At 71.9% G+C, this 22,029-nt stretch carries 19 protein-coding genes and 1 tRNA gene; 12 read left to right on the top strand and 8 right to left on the bottom strand.

The window, feature by feature from the left end; all coding sequences use genetic code 11:
- Nucleotides 1–68: 68 nt before the first annotated feature.
- Both ACWD4B_RS18060 and hrpB read left to right on the top strand, forming a co-directional pair.
- Nucleotides 69–887, top strand: coding sequence for a class I SAM-dependent methyltransferase (locus ACWD4B_RS18060; RefSeq protein WP_451421640.1), 819 nt, complete (start codon nucleotides 69–71; stop codon nucleotides 885–887).
- The gene (gene hrpB, locus ACWD4B_RS18055; RefSeq protein WP_451421639.1) at nucleotides 884–3,430 is read left to right on the top strand and encodes an ATP-dependent helicase HrpB; all 2,547 of its coding nucleotides are present in this window, start codon (nucleotides 884–886) and stop codon (nucleotides 3,428–3,430) included. Before ACWD4B_RS18060 ends, hrpB begins: the two co-directional genes overlap by 4 nt.
- Nucleotides 3,431–3,650: 220 nt before the next feature.
- On the opposite strand, the gene ACWD4B_RS18050 is transcribed toward hrpB, so the two are convergent.
- From ACWD4B_RS18050 to polA, 4 genes are all read right to left on the bottom strand, one after another.
- Complete coding sequence (locus ACWD4B_RS18050) at nucleotides 3,651–3,845, bottom strand: hypothetical protein (RefSeq protein WP_451421638.1); 195 nt, start codon at nucleotides 3,843–3,845, stop codon at nucleotides 3,651–3,653.
- A gap of 16 nt (nucleotides 3,846–3,861) precedes the next feature.
- The gene (locus ACWD4B_RS18045) at nucleotides 3,862–4,866 is read right to left on the bottom strand and encodes a DUF3068 domain-containing protein (RefSeq protein WP_451421637.1); all 1,005 of its coding nucleotides are present in this window, start codon (nucleotides 4,864–4,866) and stop codon (nucleotides 3,862–3,864) included.
- Between the two features lie 16 nt (nucleotides 4,867–4,882).
- On the bottom strand, nucleotides 4,883–5,017 hold the full coding sequence (locus tag ACWD4B_RS18040) for an SPW_0924 family protein (RefSeq protein WP_451421636.1): 135 nt from the start codon (nucleotides 5,015–5,017) through the stop codon (nucleotides 4,883–4,885).
- 148 nt (nucleotides 5,018–5,165) lie between these two features.
- Nucleotides 5,166–7,880, bottom strand: coding sequence for a DNA polymerase I (gene polA / locus ACWD4B_RS18035; RefSeq protein WP_451421635.1), 2,715 nt, complete (start codon nucleotides 7,878–7,880; stop codon nucleotides 5,166–5,168).
- 161 nt (nucleotides 7,881–8,041) lie between these two features.
- Between polA and ACWD4B_RS18030 the strand changes: the two genes are divergently transcribed.
- From ACWD4B_RS18030 to ACWD4B_RS18000, 7 genes are all read left to right on the top strand, one after another.
- Nucleotides 8,042–10,354, top strand: coding sequence for an FdhF/YdeP family oxidoreductase (locus ACWD4B_RS18030; protein ID WP_451421634.1), 2,313 nt, complete (start codon nucleotides 8,042–8,044; stop codon nucleotides 10,352–10,354).
- Between the two features lie 80 nt (nucleotides 10,355–10,434).
- Nucleotides 10,435–10,908, top strand: coding sequence for a PaaI family thioesterase (locus ACWD4B_RS18025; RefSeq protein WP_451421633.1), 474 nt, complete (start codon nucleotides 10,435–10,437; stop codon nucleotides 10,906–10,908).
- Between the two features lie 315 nt (nucleotides 10,909–11,223).
- Complete coding sequence (locus ACWD4B_RS18020) at nucleotides 11,224–12,462, top strand: branched-chain amino acid ABC transporter substrate-binding protein (protein WP_451421632.1); 1,239 nt, start codon at nucleotides 11,224–11,226, stop codon at nucleotides 12,460–12,462.
- Nucleotides 12,463–12,580: 118 nt separating this feature from the next.
- Entirely contained in the window at nucleotides 12,581–13,507 is a 927-nt protein-coding gene (locus tag ACWD4B_RS18015) for a branched-chain amino acid ABC transporter permease (RefSeq protein WP_451421631.1), read from the top strand.
- A 5-nt stretch (nucleotides 13,508–13,512) separates the two neighbouring features.
- Nucleotides 13,513–15,297, top strand: a complete 1,785-nt coding sequence (locus tag ACWD4B_RS18010) for a branched-chain amino acid ABC transporter permease (RefSeq protein WP_451421653.1) — start codon at nucleotides 13,513–13,515, stop codon at nucleotides 15,295–15,297.
- Nucleotides 15,294–16,151 (top strand): ABC transporter ATP-binding protein, encoded by an 858-nt coding sequence (locus tag ACWD4B_RS18005; protein ID WP_451421630.1) that lies wholly within the window; start codon nucleotides 15,294–15,296, stop codon nucleotides 16,149–16,151. The genes ACWD4B_RS18010 and ACWD4B_RS18005 overlap by 4 nt, the downstream gene beginning before the upstream one ends.
- The gene (locus ACWD4B_RS18000) at nucleotides 16,148–16,867 is read left to right on the top strand and encodes an ABC transporter ATP-binding protein (RefSeq protein ID WP_451421629.1); all 720 of its coding nucleotides are present in this window, start codon (nucleotides 16,148–16,150) and stop codon (nucleotides 16,865–16,867) included. Before ACWD4B_RS18005 ends, ACWD4B_RS18000 begins: the two co-directional genes overlap by 4 nt.
- Before the next feature lie 72 nt (nucleotides 16,868–16,939).
- Here ACWD4B_RS18000 and ACWD4B_RS17995 read toward each other — a convergent pair whose 3' ends face one another.
- Nucleotides 16,940–17,590 carry an ANTAR domain-containing response regulator gene (locus ACWD4B_RS17995; protein WP_390777526.1) on the bottom strand — a complete coding sequence of 217 codons (651 nt, stop codon included), beginning with the start codon at nucleotides 17,588–17,590 and terminating at the stop codon, nucleotides 16,940–16,942.
- Nucleotides 17,591–17,679: 89 nt separating this feature from the next.
- Here ACWD4B_RS17995 and ACWD4B_RS17990 point away from each other — a divergent pair.
- Nucleotides 17,680–17,762, top strand: a tRNA-Leu gene (locus ACWD4B_RS17990).
- 68 nt (nucleotides 17,763–17,830) lie between these two features.
- The gene (locus tag ACWD4B_RS17985) at nucleotides 17,831–18,172 is read left to right on the top strand and encodes a DUF190 domain-containing protein (RefSeq protein ID WP_336412475.1); all 342 of its coding nucleotides are present in this window, start codon (nucleotides 17,831–17,833) and stop codon (nucleotides 18,170–18,172) included.
- Here ACWD4B_RS17985 and ACWD4B_RS17980 read toward each other — a convergent pair whose 3' ends face one another.
- The 3 genes from ACWD4B_RS17980 to mtnP form a co-directional block, all read right to left on the bottom strand.
- Nucleotides 18,173–19,153 carry a DMT family transporter gene (locus ACWD4B_RS17980; protein WP_451421628.1) on the bottom strand — a complete coding sequence of 327 codons (981 nt, stop codon included), beginning with the start codon at nucleotides 19,151–19,153 and terminating at the stop codon, nucleotides 18,173–18,175.
- A 131-nt stretch (nucleotides 19,154–19,284) separates the two neighbouring features.
- Nucleotides 19,285–19,764 carry a YbaK/EbsC family protein gene (locus ACWD4B_RS17975; protein ID WP_336412664.1) on the bottom strand — a complete coding sequence of 160 codons (480 nt, stop codon included), beginning with the start codon at nucleotides 19,762–19,764 and terminating at the stop codon, nucleotides 19,285–19,287.
- 187 nt (nucleotides 19,765–19,951) lie between these two features.
- Entirely contained in the window at nucleotides 19,952–20,848 is an 897-nt protein-coding gene (mtnP, locus tag ACWD4B_RS17970) for an S-methyl-5'-thioadenosine phosphorylase (RefSeq protein WP_451421627.1), read from the bottom strand.
- Between the two features lie 203 nt (nucleotides 20,849–21,051).
- Between mtnP and ACWD4B_RS17965 the strand changes: the two genes are divergently transcribed.
- Complete coding sequence (locus ACWD4B_RS17965) at nucleotides 21,052–21,951, top strand: adenosyl-fluoride synthase (RefSeq protein WP_336412478.1); 900 nt, start codon at nucleotides 21,052–21,054, stop codon at nucleotides 21,949–21,951.
- Nucleotides 21,952–22,029: the final 78 nt, after the last annotated feature.

The raw sequence follows: 22,029 nt of genomic DNA, 5'->3' as shown, positions 1-22,029 counted from the left end.
GCCACGGGGGCCCCGGAGGCACACACCCGCGGGCCGGTCCAGGGGCGAACGCGAGCGAAGATTACGCCATGATCCAAGAATTCGAGTCCGGTCCGGAACCGGAGGCCACCCGGCGGGACAGCGGCGTCACCGAGAGCAGCCGGGCCAGCCGCGGCTGGTGGGACCGCAACGCCGACGAGTACCAGCAGGAGCACGGCGGCTTCCTGGGCGACGACCGCTTCGTGTGGGGCCCCGAGGGCCTCGACGAGGCCGAGGCCGCGCTGCTCGGCCCGGCGGCCGGGCTCGCCGGGCTGCGCGTCCTGGAGATCGGCGCCGGCGCGGCCCAGTGCTCGCGCTGGCTGGCCGCCCAGGGGGCGCACCCGGTCGCCCTGGACCTCTCCCACCGGCAGCTGCAGCACGCGCTCCGGATCGGCGCGGACTTCCCGCTGGTGGAGGCGGACGCCGGCGCCCTGCCCTTCGCCGACGGCTCCTTCGACCTGGCGTGCTCGGCCTACGGGGCCATGCCCTTCGTCGCCGACCCGGTGCGTGTGATGCGCGAGGTGCACCGGGTGCTGCGGCCCGGCGGGCGCTGGGTCTTCTCGGTCACCCACCCCCTCCGCTGGGCCTTCCCCGACGAGCCGGGCCCCGAGGGCCTGTCCGTCGCCGCCTCCTACTTCGACCGCACGCCCTACGTGGAAGAGGACGAGACGGGCCGGGCCGTCTACGTGGAGCACCACCGCACGGTCGGCGACCGGGTGCGCGACGTGGTGGCGGGCGGCTTCCGGCTGCTCGACCTGGTCGAGCCGGAGTGGCCCGACTGGAACCGGCAGGAGTGGGGCGGCTGGTCCCCGCTGCGCGGGCACCTGATCCCGGGCACGGCGGTCTTCGTGTGCGAGCGGGACCGGTGACCCTCCGCACCGACGCCCTCGACCGGCTGCCCGTGCGCGCCGCGCTGCCCGGGCTGGAGGCGGCACTGGACGAGCGCGGGGCGGCGGTGCTGCACGCGCCTCCCGGCACCGGCAAGACCACGATGGTGCCGCTCGCGGTGGCCGGGCTGCTGCCGGGCCACGGCGACGGCACACCGCGCCGCGTGCTCGTCGCCGAACCCCGGCGCATGGCCGCGCGGGCCGCGGCCCGGCGCATGGCGTGGCTGCTCGGCGAGGAGCCGGGCGGCCTGGTCGGCTTCACCGTGCGCGGCGAGCGCCGCGTCGGCCCCGGCACCCGGGTCGAGGTGGTGACCACGGGCGTCCTGCTGCAGCGGATCCAGCGGGACCCGGAGCTCACCGGCGTCGACGTGGTGCTGATGGACGAGTGCCACGAGCGGCACCTGGACGCCGACACCGCGCTGGCCTTCCTCGTGGACGTCCGGGCCACCCTGCGCCCGGACCTGCGGATCGTCGCGGCCTCCGCGACCTCGGACACCGCGGCGTGGTCGCAGCTGCTGAGCGTGCTGGACGGCACGGGCCCGGCGCCGGTGGTCCACGGCGGAGGCGAAGGGCACCTGGTCCGCGTCCTCTTCGCCGCGCCGCCCGCGGGCATCCGCCCGCCGCACGGCACCCGGGTGGACCCTGCGCACCTGGCCCACGTGGCGGCCACGGTGCGGCGCGCGCTGACCATGCGGGACGGGGACGTGCTGTGCTTCCTGCCCGGCGTGGGCGAGATCGGCCGGGTGGCCGGGCTGCTCGCGGGCGTGGACGCGGAGGTGCTCCAGCTCCACGGGCGGGCCCCGGCCGCCGTGCAGGACGCGGTGCTGCGCGGTCCCGGCGGGCGGCGGCGGGTGATCCTCGCGACGTCCGTGGCGGAGTCCAGCCTGACCGTGCCCGGGGTGCGCATCGTCGTGGACTCGGGCCTGGCGCGGGAGCCGCGCATGGATCATGCCCGGGGTCTCGGCTCGCTGACGACCGTGCGGGTCTCCGAGGCGACCGCGACGCAGCGGATGGGCCGGGCGGGCCGCGAGGCCCCGGGGCTCGTCCTGCGCTGCTGGGCCGAGGCGGAGGACGGCGGGCGGCCGCGGTTCCCGGCGCCGGAGATCGCCGTCGCGGACCTGGCGGCGTTCGCCCTGCAGGCCGCCTGCTGGGGCGATCCGGACGCGTCCGGGCTGGCCCTGCTGGACCCGCCGCCCGCGGGTGCCCTGGCGGCGGCCCGGGCGGTGCTGGAAGCGACCGGTGCCGTGGATGCGTCGGGGCGTCCGACGGAGCGCGGCCGGGCGATGGCGCGCCTGGGTGTGCATCCGCGCCTGGCGCGTGCCCTGCTGGACGGCGCGCGTGAGGTCGGCACGCGCCGGGCGGCCGGGATCGTGGCCCTGCTGAGCGAGGAGCCGCCGCGCGAGTACGGGGACGACCTGGCGGCGGCCTGGCGCGCCGCCCGGCGCGGCAACGACGCGTACGGGGCGCGGTGGCATAAGGAGGCGCGCAGGCTGGAGAACGCGCTGCAGGGCGAGGGGCACAGCGGCAACGGCTCCCACCCGCTCACGGACGACGCCGCGGCCGGGCTCGTCGCCGCCCTCGCGTTCCCCGAGCGGGTGGCGCGGGCGCGGGGCGAGGGCTCGTACCTGATGGCTTCGGGGACGCGGGCCGAGGTCGGGGGCGGCACACAGCTGCGCGGTGCGCCGTGGGTGGCCGTGGCCGTGGCGGACCGCCCCGTGGCGGCCGCGTCGGCGCGGGTGCGGCTCGGTGCGGTGATCGACGAGGACACGGCCCGCGCGGCCGCCGGGGCCCTGCTGGCGCAGGGCGAGGAGGTGCACTGGTCCGAGGAGCGGCGCGACGTGGTGGCCCGGCGCGTGGAGCGGCTGGGCGCGGTGGAGCTGGGTTCCGGCACCCTGGCCGCCCCGGACCCGGACCTGGTGCGGGCCGCGCTGCTGGAGGGGCTGCGGCGCGAGGGGCTCGGGCTGCTGCGCTGGCCGGCGGAGGCCGCCGGGCTGCGGCAGCGGATGGCGTTCCTGCACCGGGAACTGGGCGGGCCGTGGCCGGACGTGTCGGACGCGGCGCTGCTGGACGGGGCGGAGGACTGGCTCGGCTGGGAGCTCGGGCAGGCCCGCAGGCGGGCCGACCTGGAGCGGCTGGACGCGGGCAAGGCGCTGGAGCGGCTGCTGCCGTGGGCGTCCGGGGACGCCGCGCGCCTGGACGAGCTGGCACCCGAGCGGATCGAGGTCCCGAGCGGGTCGCGGATCCGCGTGGAGTACGGGGACGGGCAGCCCGTGCTGGCCGTCAAGCTGCAGGAGCTGTTCGGGCTGCGGGAGACTCCCCGGGTGGCGGGCGGACGGGTGCCGGTGCTGGTGCACCTGTTGTCGCCGGCCGGGCGGTCGGCCGCCGTGACGGCCGACCTGGAGTCCTTCTGGCGGGACGGGTACCGGGCGGTGCGGGCCGAGTTGCGGGGGCGGTATCCGCGGCACCCGTGGCCGGAGGATCCGGCCGCTGCGGTGGCGACGCGGCGGGTCAACCCGCGGCGGTAGGGCCTGTCCGGCGGATCTTCGTCACGCGGCACCACGGCGCCCCGTCAGGGGCGCGGGGAACTGCGCGACCAGCCACGACGCGCCCGCAGTCGAGGTCCCCAGGGCTCCGCCCCGGGCCCCTGGGTAGTACCTCGGCTGCAGGCCGTCGGTGGCTGGTCGCGCCCACGCGGCGGAGCCGCATATGTGAACAGCCCCGCGCCCCTGACGGGGCGCAAAAGCCTTACGGCAGGTACCGCTCCAGTGCTGCCGCGCCCTTTTCCTGGATGTGTTGCCTGGCCAGTTCGACCCGTTCCGGGGTCACGTCATGGCCCGATGCCATGACCAGGTCCTCCGGGTCGAACGGCCGCTCACTGCCGGTGTACAGCCGGCTCGGCCCGGACGCGGCGCTCTTGTCCTCGGGAATCGTCTCCTTCACGGCGAGCCTCCTCTGCTCAGCGGCCCTCTCGGGCCGGCCGTGCGGGTTTCCCTCCATCGTGTGACAGGTCGCCCGGAATTGCACGCCGGTCCCGGCCGCGGATCTCCAGCGCCAGGGCGAGGGCCAGCAGCGCGGCGCCGAGGGCCAGCAGGCCCCACGGGAGGTAGCTCGTGAGCAGCAGGACCAGTTGCCGCTGCGACGTCACGAGGGCGACGGTGGAGTCGACGTAGTCCGGCCGCATCGCCACGTGCCCGGCGAAGGCGGTGATCGGCTGTTTCTCCGGGTGCCCGGTCCAGCGCAGTTCCTCGCGGTGGTTCTCCTCGCCGTTGACCGGGGCCCCGGTGACGGGGTCGACCCAGAACATGCGGGTGGTGGTGTACCAGCGCTCCAGGCCGAGCTGCCGGACGGTGTCGGGGGTGACGCCCAGAGGCAGCGTCCTGGGAACGGGGACCCGGGTCCAGGGGATCGTCTGCTCGAAGTAGTAGACGTCCAGGCCGTGGAAGGTGCGGGTGCCCCGGTAGTGGATGGGGGCGGAGGTACGGGTCTGCATGTCGAAGTAGCGGTAGTCGTGCTTGCGGACCAGGAAGGGCCACTTGTACTCGATGCCGTCGCGGCGCACGGGCGTGCCGTCGACGCTCTCGCCGCCCGCGTGCAGGGGCTGCTGGGTGTGGGCGTCGAAGACGTAGCGCTCGGGGATGCGGGAGACCATGGCTCCGTCGGGTCCGGCGACGTAGGTGAGGGTGTCCCAGACGACGGCGTCCCGCCCGGTCTCGGCCCTGACCCTGGCGGCCTGTTCGGTGTTGCCCTTGAGGGTCTCGATCATGGTGACCTTGGGCACCCGCCGGGGCTGCAGGGTGCCGTAGTCGACGAGGGTCGCGTCCTTGGCCTCCATCACGACCGACTGGTAGCGCCCGGCGGGGACCTTCGCCAGCCGGGGGAAGGCGTACCAGCGCAGCAGTGGCGACAGGGCGGTGCAGAACACGGCGAGGGCGAGGAGGACCAGGCTCGCTCGGCGGCGCACGGCGCGCTCCCCCGGCCTATGGGTGCGCGGGCGGCGAGGTCAGCAGGGGCCGGGGAGAGGTGTGGCCGCGGGGCGGGCCGATGGCGGTGACCGCGGCGACGAGGGCGAGGGCGGCGGCCAGTCCGATGACCGCGGCGGCCAGTGCACGCATGGCTCGGCCTCCCTTGCTCCGGCAGTGAATTGACGGAGCGTCAGAAAAATGGGAGGGGCACGCTAGCAACACGCGGCGAAGAGGGGAACAGCAAACGCACTCCTGCCCGCCCCGCGCCGACGGGCGGGGACGGGCAGGGGCGTTCGCATCAGTGCGCCGCGGACTCCCAGTCGGCGCCGACGCCGACGGAGACGTCCAGCGGGGCGCGCAGCTCCACGGCCCCGGCCATCTCGCGCCGGACCAGCTCCTCGACCTGCTCCCGCTCGCCCGGGGCGATCTCCAGCACGATTTCGTCGTGCACCTGGAGCAGCATCCGCGAGGAGAGGCCCCCGGCCGTGATCGCCTCGCCCACGCGCAGCATGGCGATCTTGACGATGTCGGCGGCGGTGCCCTGGATCGGCGCGTTGAGCGCCATGCGCTCGGCCATCTCGCGGCGCTGGCGGTTGTCGCTGTTGAGGTCGGGCAGGTAGCGGCGGCGGCCGAGGATGGTCTCGGTGTAGCCGGTGGCCCGGGCCTCCTCGACGACGCGCTGCAGATAGTCGCGGACGCCGCCGAAGCGCTCGAAGAAGGTGTCCATCAGCCTGCGCGCCTCGTCCGGCGCGATGTTCAGCTGCTGGGACAGGCCGAAGGCCGACAGCCCGTAGGCCAGGCCGTAGGACATGGCCTTGATCTTGCGGCGCATCTCCGGGTCGACCTCGGACTTGGCGACGCCGAAGACCTGGGAGGCGACGGTGGTGTGCAGGTCCTCGCCGGAGGCGAAGGCCTCGATCAGGCCCTCGTCCTCGGAGAGGTGGGCCATCACACGCAGCTCGATCTGGCTGTAGTCGGCGGTCATCAGGGACTCGTAGCCCTCGCCGACGACGAAGCCGCGGCGGATGGCGCGGCCCTCGTCCGTGCGCACCGGGATGTTCTGCAGGTTGGGGTCGGTGGACGACAGCCGGCCGGTGGCCGCCACCGTCTGGTTGAAGGTGGTGTGGATGCGGCCGTCGGGGGCGACGGCCTTGATCAGACCCTCGACCGTGGAGCGCAGCTTGGACTGCTCGCGGTGGCGCAGCATGACGACCGGCAGCTCGTTCTCCGTCTGGGAGGCGAGCCAGGCCAGGGCGTCGGCGTCGGTGGTGTAACCGGTCTTGGTCTTCTTCGTCTTGGGCAGGCCCAGCTGGCCGAAGAGCACCTCCTGCAGCTGCTTGGGCGAGCCCAGGTTGAACTCGCGGCCCGCGGCGGCGTGCGCCTCCTGCACGGCCTGCTGCACGGCGGCGGCGAACTGCTGCTCCATGCGCTCCAGCCAGCCGCGGTCGGCGGCGATGCCGGCCCGCTCCAGGCCGGCCAGCATGGCGCTGGTGGGCAGCTCGACATCGGTCAGCAGACCGGCGGCGCCCACGTCCTCCAGGCGGGCGGCGAACGCCTCGCCGAGGTCCAGGACGGTGCGGGCGCGGCCCATCAGGGCGTCGGCCTCGGCCTGTTCGTCGGCGCCGAAGGCCAGCTGCCCGTCGCCCGCGGCGGCGGTGGCCAGTTCACGGCCCAGGTACTCCACGGACAGGACGTCGAGCGCGAAGGAGCGGCGGCCGGGCTTGACCAGGTAGGCGGCGAGGGCCGTGTCCATGGTGACGCCCTCGACGCGCCAGCCGTGGTCGGCGAAGACGCGCATGGCGGCCTTGGCGTCGTGCAGCACCTTGGGGCGGGCGGCGTCCGCGCTCCAGGCGGCGAACGCCTGCTCGTCGGCCTCGTCCAGCTCGGCCGGGTCGAACCAGGCCGCCGGGCCCTCCGCCGTCGCCAGGGCGATCTCGGCGACCCGGCCGCTGCCCTGCGACCAGCTGTCGACGACGGCCACGCCCAGGGCGGCCGCGCCGTGCTCCGCGAGCCAGGGGGCCAGCCCGCCCGTGCCGAGCACCGTGCCGTCCACCTCGGCGCCGGCGGCCGGGGCGGGCTCCTCGGCGCCCTCGGCACCGGGGTCGACGGCGAGCAGCCGGTCGCGCAGACCCTGGTTGCGGATCTCCAGCTTCTCCAGGAGCGCCACCAGCGCCTGCCGGTCGTAGGCGGCGCGGGCCAGGCCCTCGGGGCCGGCGGGCAGCTCCACGTCGCGCACCATCTCGGTGAGGCGGCGGTTGAGCTTGACCGCCTCCAGGTGGTCGCGCAGATTCTGCCCGGCCTTGCCCTTGACCTCCTCGACGCGCTCGACCAACTCGGCGAACGAACCGAACTGGTTGATCCACTTCGCGGCCGTCTTCTCGCCGACGCCGGGGATGCCCGGGAGGTTGTCCGAGGGGTCGCCGCGCAGCGCGGCGAAGTCCGGGTACTGCTGCGGCGACAGGCCGTACTTCTCCTGGACCTTTTCCGGGGTGAAGCGCGTCAGCTCCGAGACGCCCTTGGTCGGGTAGAGCACGGTGACGGCGTCCGTGACGAGCTGGAAGGAGTCGCGGTCGCCGGTGACGATCGCGACGTCGAAGCCCTCGGCCTCGGCCTGGGTGGCCAGCGTGGCGATCACGTCGTCGGCCTCGAAGCCGTCGACGGCGAAGCGCTGGACGCCCATCGCGTCCAGCATCTCGCCGATGAGCGCGACCTGGCCCTTGAACTCGTCGGGGGTCTTGGAGCGCGTCGCCTTGTACTCGGGGAACTCGTCCGAGCGCCACGTCTTGCGCGAGACGTCGAAGGCCACCGCGAAGTGCGTGGGCGCCTCGTCACGCAGGGTGTTGGCCAGCATCGAGGCGAAGCCGTACACGGCGTTCGTCGTCTGGCCGTCGGAGGTGGTGAAGTTCTCCGCGGGCAGCGCGAAGAATGCCCGATACGCCATGGAATGCCCGTCCATCAGGAGCAGGCGCGGACGGCCTCCCTCCGCCGCCTCGCTGCCGGTCGGTTCACTCATTGCGGTCCCGGATGTCGATGCCTTTGCTGCCACGTCCCCGATCCTGCCACGCCCCACCGACAATCACGGCCACCCGGCCTCGGCTCCCCCGCTGTCGGTGCCCCGTGACAGGATCGGCGCCGTACGACACCGTGCACCACCGACCGCTCAAGGGGAGCGAGATGGCAGGCAAGCCGCCCACAGGCGATCCCGTACAGGACGCACCCGACGTCGCCGCCCCGCAGCACGCCGCCGCCGGGCTGCCCGCCATCGCCCACTCCCTGCGCCACGCCCACCAGCAGATGGGCGTCCGCCGCACCGCGCTCACGCTCCTCAAGGTCAATCAGAAGGACGGCTTCGACTGCCCCGGCTGCGCCTGGCCCGAGCCCGACAAGCGCCACGCCGCCGAGTTCTGCGAGAACGGCGCCAAGGCCGTCGCCGAGGAGGCCACGCTGCGCCGGGTCGCCCCGGCCTTCTTCGCCGAGCACTCCGTCGCCTCCCTCGCGCAGCGCAGCGGCTACTGGCTCGGCCAGCAGGGCCGGCTGACCCACCCCATGTACCTCGCGGACGGCGCCGAGCACTACGAGCCGGTCACCTGGGAGCGGGCGTTCGACATCGTCGGCGAGGAACTGGCCGCGCTGGACAGCCCCGACGAGGCCGTCTTCTACACCTCCGGCCGCACCAGCAACGAGGCCGCCTTCCTCTACCAGCTGTTCGCCCGCGAGTTCGGCACCAACAACCTGCCGGACTGCTCCAACATGTGCCACGAGTCCTCCGGCTCGGCCCTGGTGGAGACCATCGGCATCGGCAAGGGCAGCGTCCTGCTGGAAGACCTCTACAAGGCCGACCTGATCATCGTCGCCGGGCAGAACCCCGGCACCAACCACCCCCGCATGCTCAGCGCCCTGGAGAAGGCCAAGTCCGGCGGAGCGAGGATCATCACGGTCAACCCGCTGCCCGAGGCCGGCCTGGAGCGGTTCAAGAACCCGCAGAACGCCAAGGGCCTGGCCGGCGGCGGCACTCCGCTCACCGATCTCTTCCTGCAGATCCGCCTCGGCGGCGACCAGGCCCTCTTCCGCCTCCTCAACCGCCTGGTCCTGGAGACCGAGGGCGCCGTCGACGAGGCCTTCGTCCGCGAGCACACCCACGGCTTCGAGGAGTTCGCCCGCGCCGCCCGCGCGGCCGACTGGGACGAGACCCTGCGCGCCACCGGCCTGCGCCGCGAGGAGATCGAGAGCGCCCTGCGCATGGTCCTCGCCTCCCGCCGCACCGTCGTCTGCTGGGCCATGGGCCTCACCCAGCACAAGCACGCGGTCCCCACCATCAGGGAGGTCGTCAACTTCCTCCTCCTGCGCGGCAACATCGGCCGCCCCGGCGCCGGCGTCTGCCCCGTCCGCGGGCACAGCAACGTCCAGGGCGACCGCACCATGGGCATCTTCGAGCGCCCCGCCCCCGCCTTCCTCGACGCGCTGGAGAAGGAGTTCGGCTTCGCCCCGCCCCGGCACCACGGCCTCGACGTCGTCCGCGCCATCCGCGCCCTGCGCGACGGCGAGGCCAGGGTCTTCTTCGCCATGGGCGGCAACTTCGTCTCCGCCACTCCCGACACCGACGTCACCGAGGCCGCGGTCCGCCGCGCCCGGCTCACCGTCCACGTCTCCACCAAGCTCAACCGCTCCCACGTGGTCACCGGCGCCCGCGCGCTGATCCTGCCCACCCTCGGCCGCACCGAGCGCGACCGTCAGGCGGGCGGCGAGCAGTTCGTCACCGTCGAGGACTCCATGGGCATGGTCCACGCCTCCCGCGGCCGCCTCGCCCCGGCGAGCGACCGGCTGCTCTCCGAGCCCGCCATCGTGTGCCGCCTGGCCCGCCGCGTCCTCGGTGCGCAGAGCAGCACCCCGTGGGAGGAGTTCGAGAAGGACTACGGCACCGTCCGCGACCGCATCGCCCGCGTGATCCCCGGCTTCGAGGACTTCAACGCCCGCGTCGCCAGGCCCGGAGGCTTCACCCTCCCGCACGCCCCGCGCGACAGCCGCACCTTCCCCACCGCCACCGGCAAGGCCAACTTCACGGCCGCGCCCGTCGAGTACCCCCGTGCCCCCGAAGGCCGCCTGCTGCTGCAGACCCTGCGCTCGCACGACCAGTACAACACCACCATCTACGGCCTCGACGACCGCTACCGGGGCATCAAGAACGGCCGCCGCGTCGTCCTGGTCCACCCCGAGGACGCCCGCGAACTCGGCCTCGCCGACGGCTCGTACGCCGATCTCGTCGGCGAGTGGACGGACGGCACCGAGCGCCGCGCCCCCGGTTTCCGCGTCGTCCACTACCCCACCGCGCGCGGCTGTGCCGCCGCCTACTACCCGGAGACCAACGTCCTGGTCCCCCTCGACCACACCGCCGACACCAGCAACACCCCCGCCAGCAAGTCGCTCGTCATCAGGCTGGAGAGCGCAGCACGGCCCGACCCGGCCGGAGAGGGCTCCGTCGCCACCTGATAGGACGGTCCGGCACAGGACGGTTCACCCCCGTACGGCCCGTAGACCCGTACGGCCAACGACGATCGGAGCCGCAGCACATGGGCGAGCACAGCACCACCCACTTCCCGCAGGAGATCCTGGACCAGTGGGCGGACAGCGGGCTGGACCTTCCCACCCTGTTCTCCGCAGGACACCTCGGTGAGCGCATGAGCGTCCGCATCACCGAGGCCTCGCCCGAGCGCGTCGTCGGCACCATGCCCGTCGAGGGCAACACCCAGCCCTACGGCCTGCTGCACGGCGGCGCCTCCGCGGTGCTCGCCGAGACCCTCGGCTCGATCGGCGCCATGCTGCACGGCGGCCCCTCCCGGCTCGCCGTCGGCGTCGATCTCAACTGCACCCACCACCGCGGCGTGCGCTCCGGTCTGGTCACCGGCGTCGCCACGCCGGTCCACCGCGGGCGCACCAGCGCCACCTACGAGGTCGCCATCACCGACGAGCAGGGCAAGCGGGTCTGCTCCGCGCGCCTCACCTGCGTGGTGCGCGACGCCGAGGCCTCCGGAAAGGCCTTCTGACAGAGTCGGGAGAGCTCTCTCCCGCGCCTCTTCTCCTGCCCGGCCCGGCCGCCGTAACGTTTCGTCATGGCGGCCGGGCCGAGTCATTCCCAAGAGCCCCACTCTGCACAGATATCCGGAACGTGATCTGCGTCATAACAAGACAGTCACAGCATGGCCTGCACCACTGCCCGCCACCGCCGGGCACCCCCTAAAGTCACGGCCCATCACACCCCGCCGGGCGGTCAACACCCCAGCACCATCCCTTCCTTGCCGCATCCGGCCGGCGAACCGGCACCTCGGCACGAGGCCGCCGCGCGAGGGAAAGGAATCACCGTGCAACGCCGTTCCCTGCTCATCCTCACCACCGCACTCACCACCGGCGCCCTCACCCTGACCGCCTGCGGGTCACGCGACAGCACAAGCGGCACCGGCGGCGGCGACACCGGCAAGCAGACCACGGTCGTCATCGGCGTCGACGGCCCCATGACCGGATCGCTCTCCCCCGTGGGCCTGGGGATCAAGAACAGTGTCGATCTCGCCGTCCGTACCGCCAACAAGAACAAGGAAGTCAAGGGCGTCACGTTCAAGACCGAAGTCCTCGACGACCAGGCCGTTCCCGGCACCGGCCAGCAGAACGCCGCCAAACTCGTCGCCGACGGAGCCGTCCTGGGCGCCGTCGCACCCCTCAACTCCGGGGTGTCCCAGTCCATGCAGGGCGTCTTCGCGAAAGCCGGCCTCGCCCAGATCTCGCCCGCGAACACCAATCCCGCGCTCAGCCAGGGCAACGGCTGGACCAAGGGCGAGAAAAAGCGCCCCTTCGCCACCTACTTCCGCACCTGCACCACCGACATCATCCAGGGCCGCTTCGCCGCCCAGTACCTGTTCAAGGAGGCCCACAAGAAAAAGGTCTTCGTCGTCGACGACAAACAGGCCTACGGCGCAGGGCTCGCCACCATCTTCGCCGAGGAGTTCCGGAAACAGGGCGGCGAGGTCGCCGGAACCGACCATCTCACGGTCAAGGAGACCGACTTCTCCAGCATCGCCGAGAAGATCAAGAACTCGGGCGCCGACTCCGTCTACTTCGGCGGCCAGTTCCCCGAGGCCGGCCTGCTCTCCGGCCAGGTGAAGAAGGCGGGGGCGCACATTCCCCTCATGGGCGGCGACGCCATCTACGACCCCGGATTCATCAACGCCTCCAGCGAGAACAAGGACGGCGACCTGGCGACCTCCGTCGGCTATCCCGTCGAACAACTCGACTCCGCCAAGGCCTTCGTGAAGAACTACAAGGACGCGGGATACAAGGACCCCTACGCCGCATACGGCGGCTATGCCTACGACGCCGCCTGGGCCCTCGTCCAGGCCGTCAAGCAGACCGTCGGCGACAACAACGGAAAGGTTCCCTCCGACGCCCGCGGCAAGATCGTCGACGCCTTGTCCAAGGTCTCCTTCGACGGCGTCACCGGGCACGTCTCCTTCGACCAGTACGGGGACACCACCAACAAGCAGCTGACGGTCTATCAGGTCACCAACGGCGCCTGGAAGGCCCTCAAGAGCGCCACCTTCCAGGACTGACGGCCAGCCGGCACCGCCCGGCCCACAACCGCACACGGACCACCGCACTCCACCGCGCGAGGACGCCGGCAACGCCCTCGCGCGGCGCCACATCCGACACTTCCCTCGGAGGCCAGCGGTGCACGAACTGCCGCAAACACTGGTCAACGGACTCGCCCTCGGTGCCCTCTACGGCCTCGTCGCCATCGGGTACACCATGGTCTACGGCATCGTCCAGCTCATCAACTTCGCCCACGGCGAGATCGTCATGACGGGGGCCTTCGGCGCCCTCACCGTCCACCTCTGGTTCCCCGGCCTCCCGCTCGCCGCAGCCCTCCCGCTGATGCTCCTCGGCGGCGCCCTCGTCTCCGTCTCCATCGCCGTCGCCGCCGAGCGCTTCGCCTACCGGCCGCTGCGCGACGCTCCCCGCCTGGCCCCGCTGATCACCGCGATCGGCCTGTCCATCGCCCTCCAGCAGATCGTCTGGGCCTTCTACCCCAACGCCAAGAAACCCCGCCCCTTCCCCCAGTTCGGCGACTCCTTCCAGCTCACCGGCAGCCTCCGGATCCAGCGCGACGACCTCTTCGTGCTCATCGCCGCGCCCGTGTGCATGCTCGCCCTCGGCTGGTTCGTCGCCAGGAGCCGCACCGGACGCGCCATGCAGGCCACCGCCCAGGACCCCGACACCGCACGGCTCATGGGCGTCAACACCGACCGCATCATCGCCGTGGCCTTCGCCATCGGCGGGGCCTTCGCCGGCGTCGCCGCCGTCGCGCAGGGGCTGCGCACCGGAACGATCAACTTCGAAATGGGCTTCGTCCTCGGCCTCAAGGCCTTCACCGCCGCCGTCCTCGGCGGCATCGGCAACATCTACGGCGCCATGCTCGGCGGAGTCGTCCTCGGCATCGCCGAAGCCGCCGCCATCACCTACATCCAGAACATCCCGGGCATGAGCCAACTCGGCGGCGGAGGCTGGAAGGACGTCTGGGCCTTCGTCCTCCTCATCGTCGTCCTCCTCGTCAGGCCGCAGGGCCTGCTCGGTGAACGCGTCGCGGATCGGGCGTGAGACCCATGACCTCGCAGCAGAACCCTCAGCAGCACAGCGGTGTCGAGACCGCTCCCATCATCCCGCTCCCCCTCATCACCGCCCGCATCCTCACCGCCACCGGCGCCGCACTCACCGTCCTCTCCACGTTCCTCTCCTGGACCTGGACCGACGCCTTCCCAGGCAACCTCACCGTCACCGGCTACCCCGGCGGACTCCAACTCCTCACCCTCACCGGCGCCCTGCTCACCCTCGTCCACCTCCTGGCCGCCTGGGGCACCAGGGGACTCCGCTGGATCGACCCCGCCGGCGGCCACGGCGCCACCGCCTACACCGCGGCCGGGACCTTCGCCACGACCTGGTACACCCTCATCGCCATCACTGTGCAACTCGGCGGCCTCGCCAACCTCGAACCCGGCGGCTGGGTGGCCGGCGCAGCGGCCCTGCTCACCCTCACCGGCGCCCTCGCCCTCCCCCTCGACCGCGGTACGACCACCACCGACGTCGCCAAGGGCCGCTTCGCCGCCGTCCGCGGCGTCCTGCGCACCCTGCGCCCCGGCCGCACCGGCCGTCCCCTGCCCCCCGCACGGCCGCTCCCCGGCTGGGCCGAAATCCTGCTCATCGCCGCCGCGTTCGGTGTGTCCCTCGCCGTCCTCACCTACGGCATCGGCACCGGCTACGGCGAGCTCTTCGCCGGATTCCTGTTCCTCACCGGCTTCTGCGCCGCCGCGCTCCACCGGTCCGGCCTCACCGCGCGGCTCGCAAGCCTCACCGCGCGGCACCGCAACGTCACCGTCACCGCCGCCTTCGTCGCCGCCGCCCTCTTCCCCCTCACCCAGGCCACCGACGAATACACCCTCATCATCGTCAACATCCTGATCTTCTCCACCGTCGCGCTCGGCCTCAACGTCGTCGTCGGCCTCGCCGGACTCCTCGACCTCGGCTATGTCGCCTTCCTCGGCGTCGGCGCCTACACCGCCGCCCTCGTCTCCGGCTCCACCGCCTCCACCCTGCACGTCCGCTTCCCGTTCTGGGCGGCCGTGCTCACCGGCGCCGCGGCCTCCCTCGTCTTCGGCGTCGTCATCGGCGCCCCCACGCTCCGCCTGCGCGGCGACTATCTGGCCATCGTCACCCTCGGGTTCGGCGAGATCTTCCGCCTCGCCGTCAACAACCTCGACGGCCACTCCGGTCCTTCGGTCACCAACGGCCCCAACGGCATCCCCAACATCCCCGACCTGGAGATCTTCGGCTACAGCTTCGGCGACAAGCATTCCGTCGGCGGCATCACCCTCAGTCCCTTCGCCAACTACTACCTCCTGATGCTGCTGTTCACCGTCATCGTCGTCCTCGTCTTCAGCCGCGCCGGCAACTCCCGTATCGGGCGCGCCTGGGTCGCCATCCGCGAGGACGAGACGGCGGCCGGCGCCATGGGCGTCAACGCCTTCCGCCTCAAGCTCCTCGCCTTCGCCCTCGGCGCCACCCTCGCCGGACTCGCCGGCACCGTGCAGGCCCACGTCGCACACACCGTCGTGCCCGAGCAGTACGTCTTCGCCGGGCCCGTGCCGCCCAACTCCGCCTTCCTGCTCGCCGCCGTCATCCTCGGCGGCATGGGCACCATCACCGGCCCCCTCCTCGGCGCGGCCCTGCTCTATCTCATCCCGGCCAAGCTCCAGTTCCTCCAGGACTACCAGCTCCTGGCCTTCGGAGCCGCCCTCATCCTCCTCATGCGCTTCCGCCCCGAAGGGATCATCCCCAACCGGCGGCAACAGCTCGAATTCCACGAGGACACCGCAGTCAAGGCGGAGGCATGACCACCATGACCGGCACCCCGCTGCTCGCCGCCACCGGCGTCACCATGCGTTTCGGCGGACTCACCGCCGTACGCTCCGTCGGCCTCACCGTCCATCCCGGCCAGATCGTCGGGCTCATCGGCCCCAACGGAGCCGGAAAGACCACCCTCTTCAACTGCCTCACCGGCCTCTACACCCCCACCGAAGGCACCGTCACCTACCGGGGGCGCACCCTGCCGTCCAAGCCCCACCTCGTCACCCGGGCCGGCATCGCCCGTACCTTCCAGAACATCCGCCTCTTCGCCAACATGACCGTCCTCGAAAACGTCCTCGTCGGCCGCCACACCCGCACCAGGGAAGGCCTCCTCTCCGCCCTCGTCCGCGGACCCGCCTTCCACCGCGCCGAGGCCGCCTCCGCCCAACGCGCCGCCGAACTCCTCGCCTTCACCGGCCTCGCCGCCAAGGCCGGCCACCTCGCCCGCAACCTTCCCTACGGCGAACAGCGCCGCCTGGAGATCGCCCGGGCCCTCGCCAGCGAACCCGGCCTGCTCCTGCTCGACGAGCCCACCGCCGGGATGAACCCCCAGGAGACCCGCGCCACCGAGGAACTCGTCTTCGCCATCCGCGACCGGGGCACCGCCGTCCTCGTCATCGAGCACGACATGCGCTTCATCTTCAACCTCTGCGACCGCGTCACCGTCCTCGTGCAGGGCGAGAAGCTCGTCGAGGGGACGACGGAGGCGGTGCAGCGGGACGAGCGCGTCGTCGCGGCCTATCTGGGCACGCCGTTCGAAGGAGCACCCGGACAGGAGGAAGTCGCCGAAGTGGAGGCGGCTGAGGAGGCCGCGGCCGAACCGGAGGGACAGGGACGATGACCGCACCCCTCCTGGAGGTCACCGGCCTCCGCGTCGCCTACGGAAAGATCGAAGCCGTCAAGGGCATCGGCTTCACCGTCGAGGAAGGCCGGATCGTCACCCTCATCGGCACCAACGGCGCAGGCAAGACGACGACCCTGCGCACCCTCTCCGGACTGCTCGCGCCCCGCGGCGGCAGCATCCGCTTCGCCGGCCGCCCGCTGGCCGGCGTCCCGGCCCACGACATCGTCGCCCTCGGCCTCGCCCACTCCCCCGAGGGCCGCCACGTCTTCCCCCGCCTCACCATCGCCGAGAACCTCCAGCTGGGAGCGTTCCTCAGGAAGGACAAGGAGGGGATCGCCCAGGACGTCCGGCACGTCTACGAGCTCTTCCCGATCCTCGGGGAACGCGCCGGGCAGGCCGCCGGCACCCTCTCCGGCGGGGAGCAGCAGATGCTCGCCATGGGCCGGGCCCTGATGTCCCGTCCCAGGCTGCTCATGCTCGACGAGCCCTCGATGGGCCTCTCCCCGATCATGATGCAGAAGATCATGGAGACCATCGCCCGGCTCAGGGCCGGCGGCACCACCATCCTGCTCGTCGAGCAGAACGCCCAGGCCGCGCTGTCCCTGGCCGACCAGGGCCACGTCATGGAGACCGGCAGGATCGTGCTGTCCGGCACGGGGGCGGAACTCCTCCACAACGAGAAGGTCCGCAAGGCGTATCTGGGCGAGGACTGAACGCGAAGGGTTGAACGCGAAGGGCCCGCGTCCGGCACCCGGACACGGGCCCTTCGTGCACGCCGAAGCGCACTACTGCTCCTTGGCGGCCTTCTTCTCCGCGGCGTCCTGGATGACCGCCTCGGCGACCTGCTGCATCGACAGACGGCGGTCCATCGACGTCTTCTGGATCCAGCGGAACGCGGCCGGCTCCGTCAGCCCGTACTGCGTCTGCAGCACGCTCTTCGCGCGGTCCACCAGCTTGCGCGTCTCCAGCCGCTGGGAGAGGTCGGCGACCTCCTGTTCCAGTGCCTTGAGCTCGGTGAAGCGGGAGACGGCCATCTCGATGGCCGGGACGACGTCGCTCTTGCTGAACGGCTTGACCAGGTAGGCCATGGCGCCCGCGTCGCGGGCCCGCTCGACCAGGTCACGCTGCGAGAAGGCGGTCAGCATGAGGACCGGCGCGATGGACTCGGCGGCGATCCGCTCCGCGGCGGAGATCCCGTCGAGGACGGGCATCTTCACGTCCATGATGACCAGGTCGGGCCGGTGCTCCCGGGCGAGCGCAACGGCGGTCTCGCCGTCGCCCGCCTCACCGACGACGGAGTAGCCCTCTTCCTCGAGCATCTCCTTGAGGTCGAGCCGGATGAGGGCCTCGTCCTCGGCGATGACGACACGGGTCGTCTGGGGAGGGGTGTGCTGCGGCTCGTCGTCGACGGGCGGCTGGGGCTCGGCGGCGCTCACGGGACTCCTCGTCAGTACAGGTGATGCCGTATGAGCCTACCTGCGCGACGCCGCAGACCCCCACAAGGTAAGCTGTCCGGGCTGCCCCGGCCGGGTTGGTGGAATGGCATACACGGATGTCTCAAACACATCTGCCCGAGAGGGCTTGCGGGTTCGAATCCCGCACCCGGCACACAGAGTCCGTTCACACGCACCATCACTACGCACCGTGACAAGGCATCGAGCAGCCGGAGCCGCGGGATGAGTCTGAACGGTCCGGCGATCCGGGCGACCGTGTTCCTCTCGGAGGGGGACACCTGGCAGGGACGGCCGCTGCACGACGAGATCATCCGCAGGGCGCAGCAGCGCGGACTCGCCGGAGCGACGCTCTCGCGGGGCACCGAGGGCTTCGGAAGACCGTCCGCCCTGCACACCGACCGGCTGTTGTCGTTCAGCGACGATCTGCCGCTGGTGATCACGATCATCGACGTCGAGGACCGCCTCCGCTCCTTCCTGGCCGGTGCCGAACACCTGTTGGCCGACTGCCTGGTCGTCCTGGACGAGGTGCACGCCTTCCGTATCGCCGGCGACGGCGACGGCTGATCAGGCGGCCGTTGCACGGTCCGCCGGGGCCGGCTCCTCCTCGTGCGTCGGCGGGCTCGCCGCGACCCGCCCCTCGAAGTGCCGGCCGACCGTTGCGGCGAGGACGATGAGGCCGCCGCCGATGCCCTGCGCCGGCCCGATGCCCTCACCGGCCGTCAGCACGGCGAACACCGCCGCGAAGAGCGGCTCGGTGGCCAGGATCAGCCCCACCCTCGTCGAGCTCGACGTGCGGGCCGCGCGCAGCTGGATGAAGAAGGCGTACGACGTGCCGAGCACCCCGAGGTAGGCGATGAGCAGCCAGTTCTGGCCGCTGACCGCGCCGGCGGCCTGCCAGACCGGTTCCGGGGTGAAACAGGAGGCGGCGCCTGCGAGAAGAGTGACGACGACGAACTCGACGAGCGTCAGGTTGGAGAGCGACTGGGCGGCACTCGCGCCGCTGCGCCGGCCGAACAGCGTGATCTGGGTGGCGCGGATCAGTGCCGCCCCGAGGATGATGAGGTCGCCCGACTGCGGGTGCAGCCCGCCCTGCAGCACCAGCAGACCGCAGCCGACCAGCGCCGTGACCGTGGCCGCGTACACCATGACGGACTGCCGGCGGCGGCTGATGACCCGTTCGAGCACGGGGATGAGGACGACCGAAACGGTGATGAGAAAGCCGGAGTTGGCCGCCGAGGTGTGCTTCACGCCGACCGTCTCCAGGATGAGGATCCCGAAGAGCAGCGTGCCGAAGAACGCGCCCGACAGCAGTTCGGACCGGGTGATCCTGCGCAGGGTCGGGGCGGCGATCAGGGCGATGGCGGGCAGCGCCGTCAGGAACCGCAGGGAGAGGAAGCTCGCCGCGGAGACGGACTCGCCCACGTCCTGCATGACGACGTAGCTGGATCCCCAGATCACGGCCACCAGCAGCACGGAGGCGTCGGACATCAGGAGGGAACGGCGGTGCTCGTGCGCGGCTCCGCGGGAGGGAGCGGGTAAGGGCATACGGCTCTCCCGGCCCGGACAGGCAGGTGAGCGCGCTCCCCACGGTGTCCAGCAGAGTGACAGGAGTATCTATTATACCGAACACCATGGGCAGCGGTAGGGCGTCCGGCGGCCACGGCCGGACGGGGGCCTCAGTTCGCCGGCGCCGCGATGCGCTCCAGCCGCGGGGAGGTGATGGCGACGTAGTCCTTGACCCGGAGGGCCATGGACCGGTCGAGGCGCGCGGCATTGAAGAAGATCTCCTCCTTCTCCACCAGCGACGGGTCGACGATCAGCTCCAGGTCCGGGTGGAAGGTGAAGGGCAGGATCGTTCCCGCCACACTGCCCGCCAGGCGCTCCGCGGCCTCGGTGTTCGCGAACGACACGTACGTGCCGCCGAGCAGCTGCTTGATGCCGTTGAGGTCGACGCGTGCGTCGCCGGGCACGACGGCCAGCACGTACTTGGTGACCTTCTTGCCCAACTTGATCATGACGACGATGCACTTGGCGGCATCGGCGACGTCGTTGCCCCGCATGGGGCTGACGATCTCGGTGCGCCCCTCCGGCTCGTGGTCGATCAGCCGGTACTCCGCACCGTGCCGGTCGAGCAGCTCCACCAGCTTCTCGTACATGTTCTTCGTGACTTCCGTGCTCTCCGTGGTTTCCACCGGACACCTCTCAGCCGCCCGAAGCGGCGCTGGGAACAGGGCGGGAAGGGCGCCGAGTTGACGCTCCCGCCGGGGGCGGCCCGTCGGTGCCGACCGGCCTGCGGAGCACCATACCGTCCGCGCCCGCGGCTCCGGCGGGACACGGGCGGGCTCACACCACCGGCGCGATCCGGTCGCGCAGGAGCGTGGGCACCGTGTTCCCCGGACCTCCCCGAATGATCTGACTGTCCGTCATAATGGCTTTGTCCAGAGCCCGCTGGCACACGCAGGGGGCGGGCTTCGACGACTCGGCGAACCGCATGACGACCCTGCGGGCTGCGGCCACGTTGGCCTCCATGATCTCCGCGACCCCCTGGGCGTCCACCGACGCGTGGCCCGGGTGCCAGCAGTCGTAGTCCGTCACGAGGGCGAGCCCGGTGTAGCAGAGTTCAGCCTCACGGGCGAGTTTCGCCTCCGGCAGCGCCGTCATGCCGATGACGTCCATCCCCCACGAGCGGTACACCTCGGACTCGGCCCGGGTGGAGAACTGGGGCCCTTCGATGCAGCAGTACGTCCCGGACCCGTGGACCGTGGGATGCTCCTCGGCCGCCACCTGTTCGAGGACGGGGCGCAGCCGGCCGCAGTACGGGTCCGCCATCGACACGTGGGCCACCATCCCGTCCCCGAAGAACGAGGCGGGCCGCAGCCCCGCGGTCCGGTCGAAGAGCTGGTCGAGGACGACCATGTCGCCCGGGGCGTAGTCGCCGCGCAGGCTGCCCACGGCGCTGACGCTGATCACTTCGCGGACGCCGAGGGACTTCAGCGCGTAGACGTTGGCCCGCGCCGGGACCTGCGACGGGGCGATGCGGTGGCCGCGCCCGTGGCGCGGCAGGAAGGCGATGCGGCGGTTCCCGGCCGTGCCCAGGACCAGCGGCCCGCTGGGGTCGCCGTACGGAGTCCTGAGTTCGGCCTCCGTCACGTCCTGCAGGCCGTCGAAGGCATAGAGCCCGCTGCCGCCGATGATGCCGAGGTCGGCCGAGTAGAAGGCCGCGCCGCCCGATTCTCGCATGACAGAACCCTCCAGCTGGCATGGTTGTGGGCCCGCAACCTAGCAGCGCCCGCAGGGCAGTTGCATGACGCAAAGGGGGGCGGGTTCCGCTACAGCTTTGGATGCAGAGAGATACGGAACCTCCGTTCCCTTCAGATCGCTGCGCTTCCTGCCTAGCTTCGTTGACACAGCAATCCGGGTGATCACAGGCAGAAGGAGTTCGCGTGGCTGCAAACGGCTCTCAGCGCCCCATCATCGCCTTCATGAGCGACCTCGGCACCACGGACGACTCGGTGGCCCAGTGCAAGGGCCTCATGCACAGCATCTGCCCCGGCGTCACGGTGGTGGACGTCTGCCACTCCATGACGCCGTGGGACGTCGAGGAGGGTGCGCGCTACATCGTCGACCTCCCCCGCTTCTTCCCCGAGGGCACGGTGTTCGCCACCACCACCTATCCCGCGACCGGCACCACGACCCGCTCCGTGGCCGTGCGGATCCGGCAGGCCGCCAAGGGCGGCGCCCGCGGCCAGTGGGCCGGCTCCGGCGACGGCTTCGAGCGGGCCGACGGCTCGTACATCTACATCGCGCCCAACAACGGCCTGCTGACCACCGTGCTCGAAGAGCACGGATACATCGAGGCCTACGAGGTCACGTCCACCAAGGTCATCCCCGCGGCCCCGGAACCGACCTTCTACAGCCGCGAGATGGTGGCCATCCCCTCCGCCCACCTCGCCGCCGGCTTCCCCCTGGCGGAGGTGGGCCGCCGCCTCGACGACAGCGAGATCGTCCGCTTCCACCGGCCCTCGGTCGAGATCTCCGGGGAGGCGCTCTCCGGCGTCGTCACCGCGATCGACCACCCCTTCGGCAACATCTGGACCAACATCCACCGCGTGGACCTGGAGAAGGCCGGCATCGGCCACGGGAAGCACCTGCGGATCATCCTCGACGACGTCCTGCCGTTCGAGGCCCCCCTCACCCCGACCTTCGCGGACGCCGGGGCGATCGGCAACATCGCCTTCTACCTCAACAGCCGCGGGTACCTGTCCCTGGCCCGCAACGCCGCCAGTCTCGCCTACCCCTACAACCTGAAGGCCGGTCTGAAGGTCCGCGTGGAAGCACGCTGACGACCGGTGCGCCGGGCCGGCCGCCGATCCGTATCCGGTCGGCGGCCGGCCCGGCGCCGCATTTCCGCCCTTGACCAA

It is taken from the genome of Streptomyces sp. NPDC002536 (assembly GCF_053594995.1).
Note: the sequence above shows the minus strand (reverse complement) of the source record. Positions and strands in the feature narration are given on the sequence as shown.

Coding starts and splice junctions, on each gene's coding strand:
- ACWD4B_RS18060 (WP_451421640.1), top strand. CDS start 69: ATGATCCAAGAATTCGAGTCCGGTCCGGAACCGGAGGCCACCCGGCGG.
- ACWD4B_RS18040 (WP_451421636.1), bottom strand. CDS start 5,017: ATGCGTGCACTGGCCGCCGCGGTCATCGGACTGGCCGCCGCCCTCGCC.
- polA (WP_451421635.1), bottom strand. CDS start 7,880: ATGAGTGAACCGACCGGCAGCGAGGCGGCGGAGGGAGGCCGTCCGCGC.
- ACWD4B_RS18030 (WP_451421634.1), top strand. CDS start 8,042: ATGGCAGGCAAGCCGCCCACAGGCGATCCCGTACAGGACGCACCCGAC.
- ACWD4B_RS18025 (WP_451421633.1), top strand. CDS start 10,435: ATGGGCGAGCACAGCACCACCCACTTCCCGCAGGAGATCCTGGACCAG.
- ACWD4B_RS18010 (WP_451421653.1), top strand. CDS start 13,513: ATGACCTCGCAGCAGAACCCTCAGCAGCACAGCGGTGTCGAGACCGCT.
- ACWD4B_RS18005 (WP_451421630.1), top strand. CDS start 15,294: ATGACCACCATGACCGGCACCCCGCTGCTCGCCGCCACCGGCGTCACC.
- ACWD4B_RS18000 (WP_451421629.1), top strand. CDS start 16,148: ATGACCGCACCCCTCCTGGAGGTCACCGGCCTCCGCGTCGCCTACGGA.
- ACWD4B_RS17985 (WP_336412475.1), top strand. CDS start 17,831: ATGAGTCTGAACGGTCCGGCGATCCGGGCGACCGTGTTCCTCTCGGAG.
- ACWD4B_RS17980 (WP_451421628.1), bottom strand. CDS start 19,153: ATGCCCTTACCCGCTCCCTCCCGCGGAGCCGCGCACGAGCACCGCCGT.
- ACWD4B_RS17975 (WP_336412664.1), bottom strand. CDS start 19,764: ATGTACGAGAAGCTGGTGGAGCTGCTCGACCGGCACGGTGCGGAGTAC.
- mtnP (WP_451421627.1), bottom strand. CDS start 20,848: ATGCGAGAATCGGGCGGCGCGGCCTTCTACTCGGCCGACCTCGGCATC.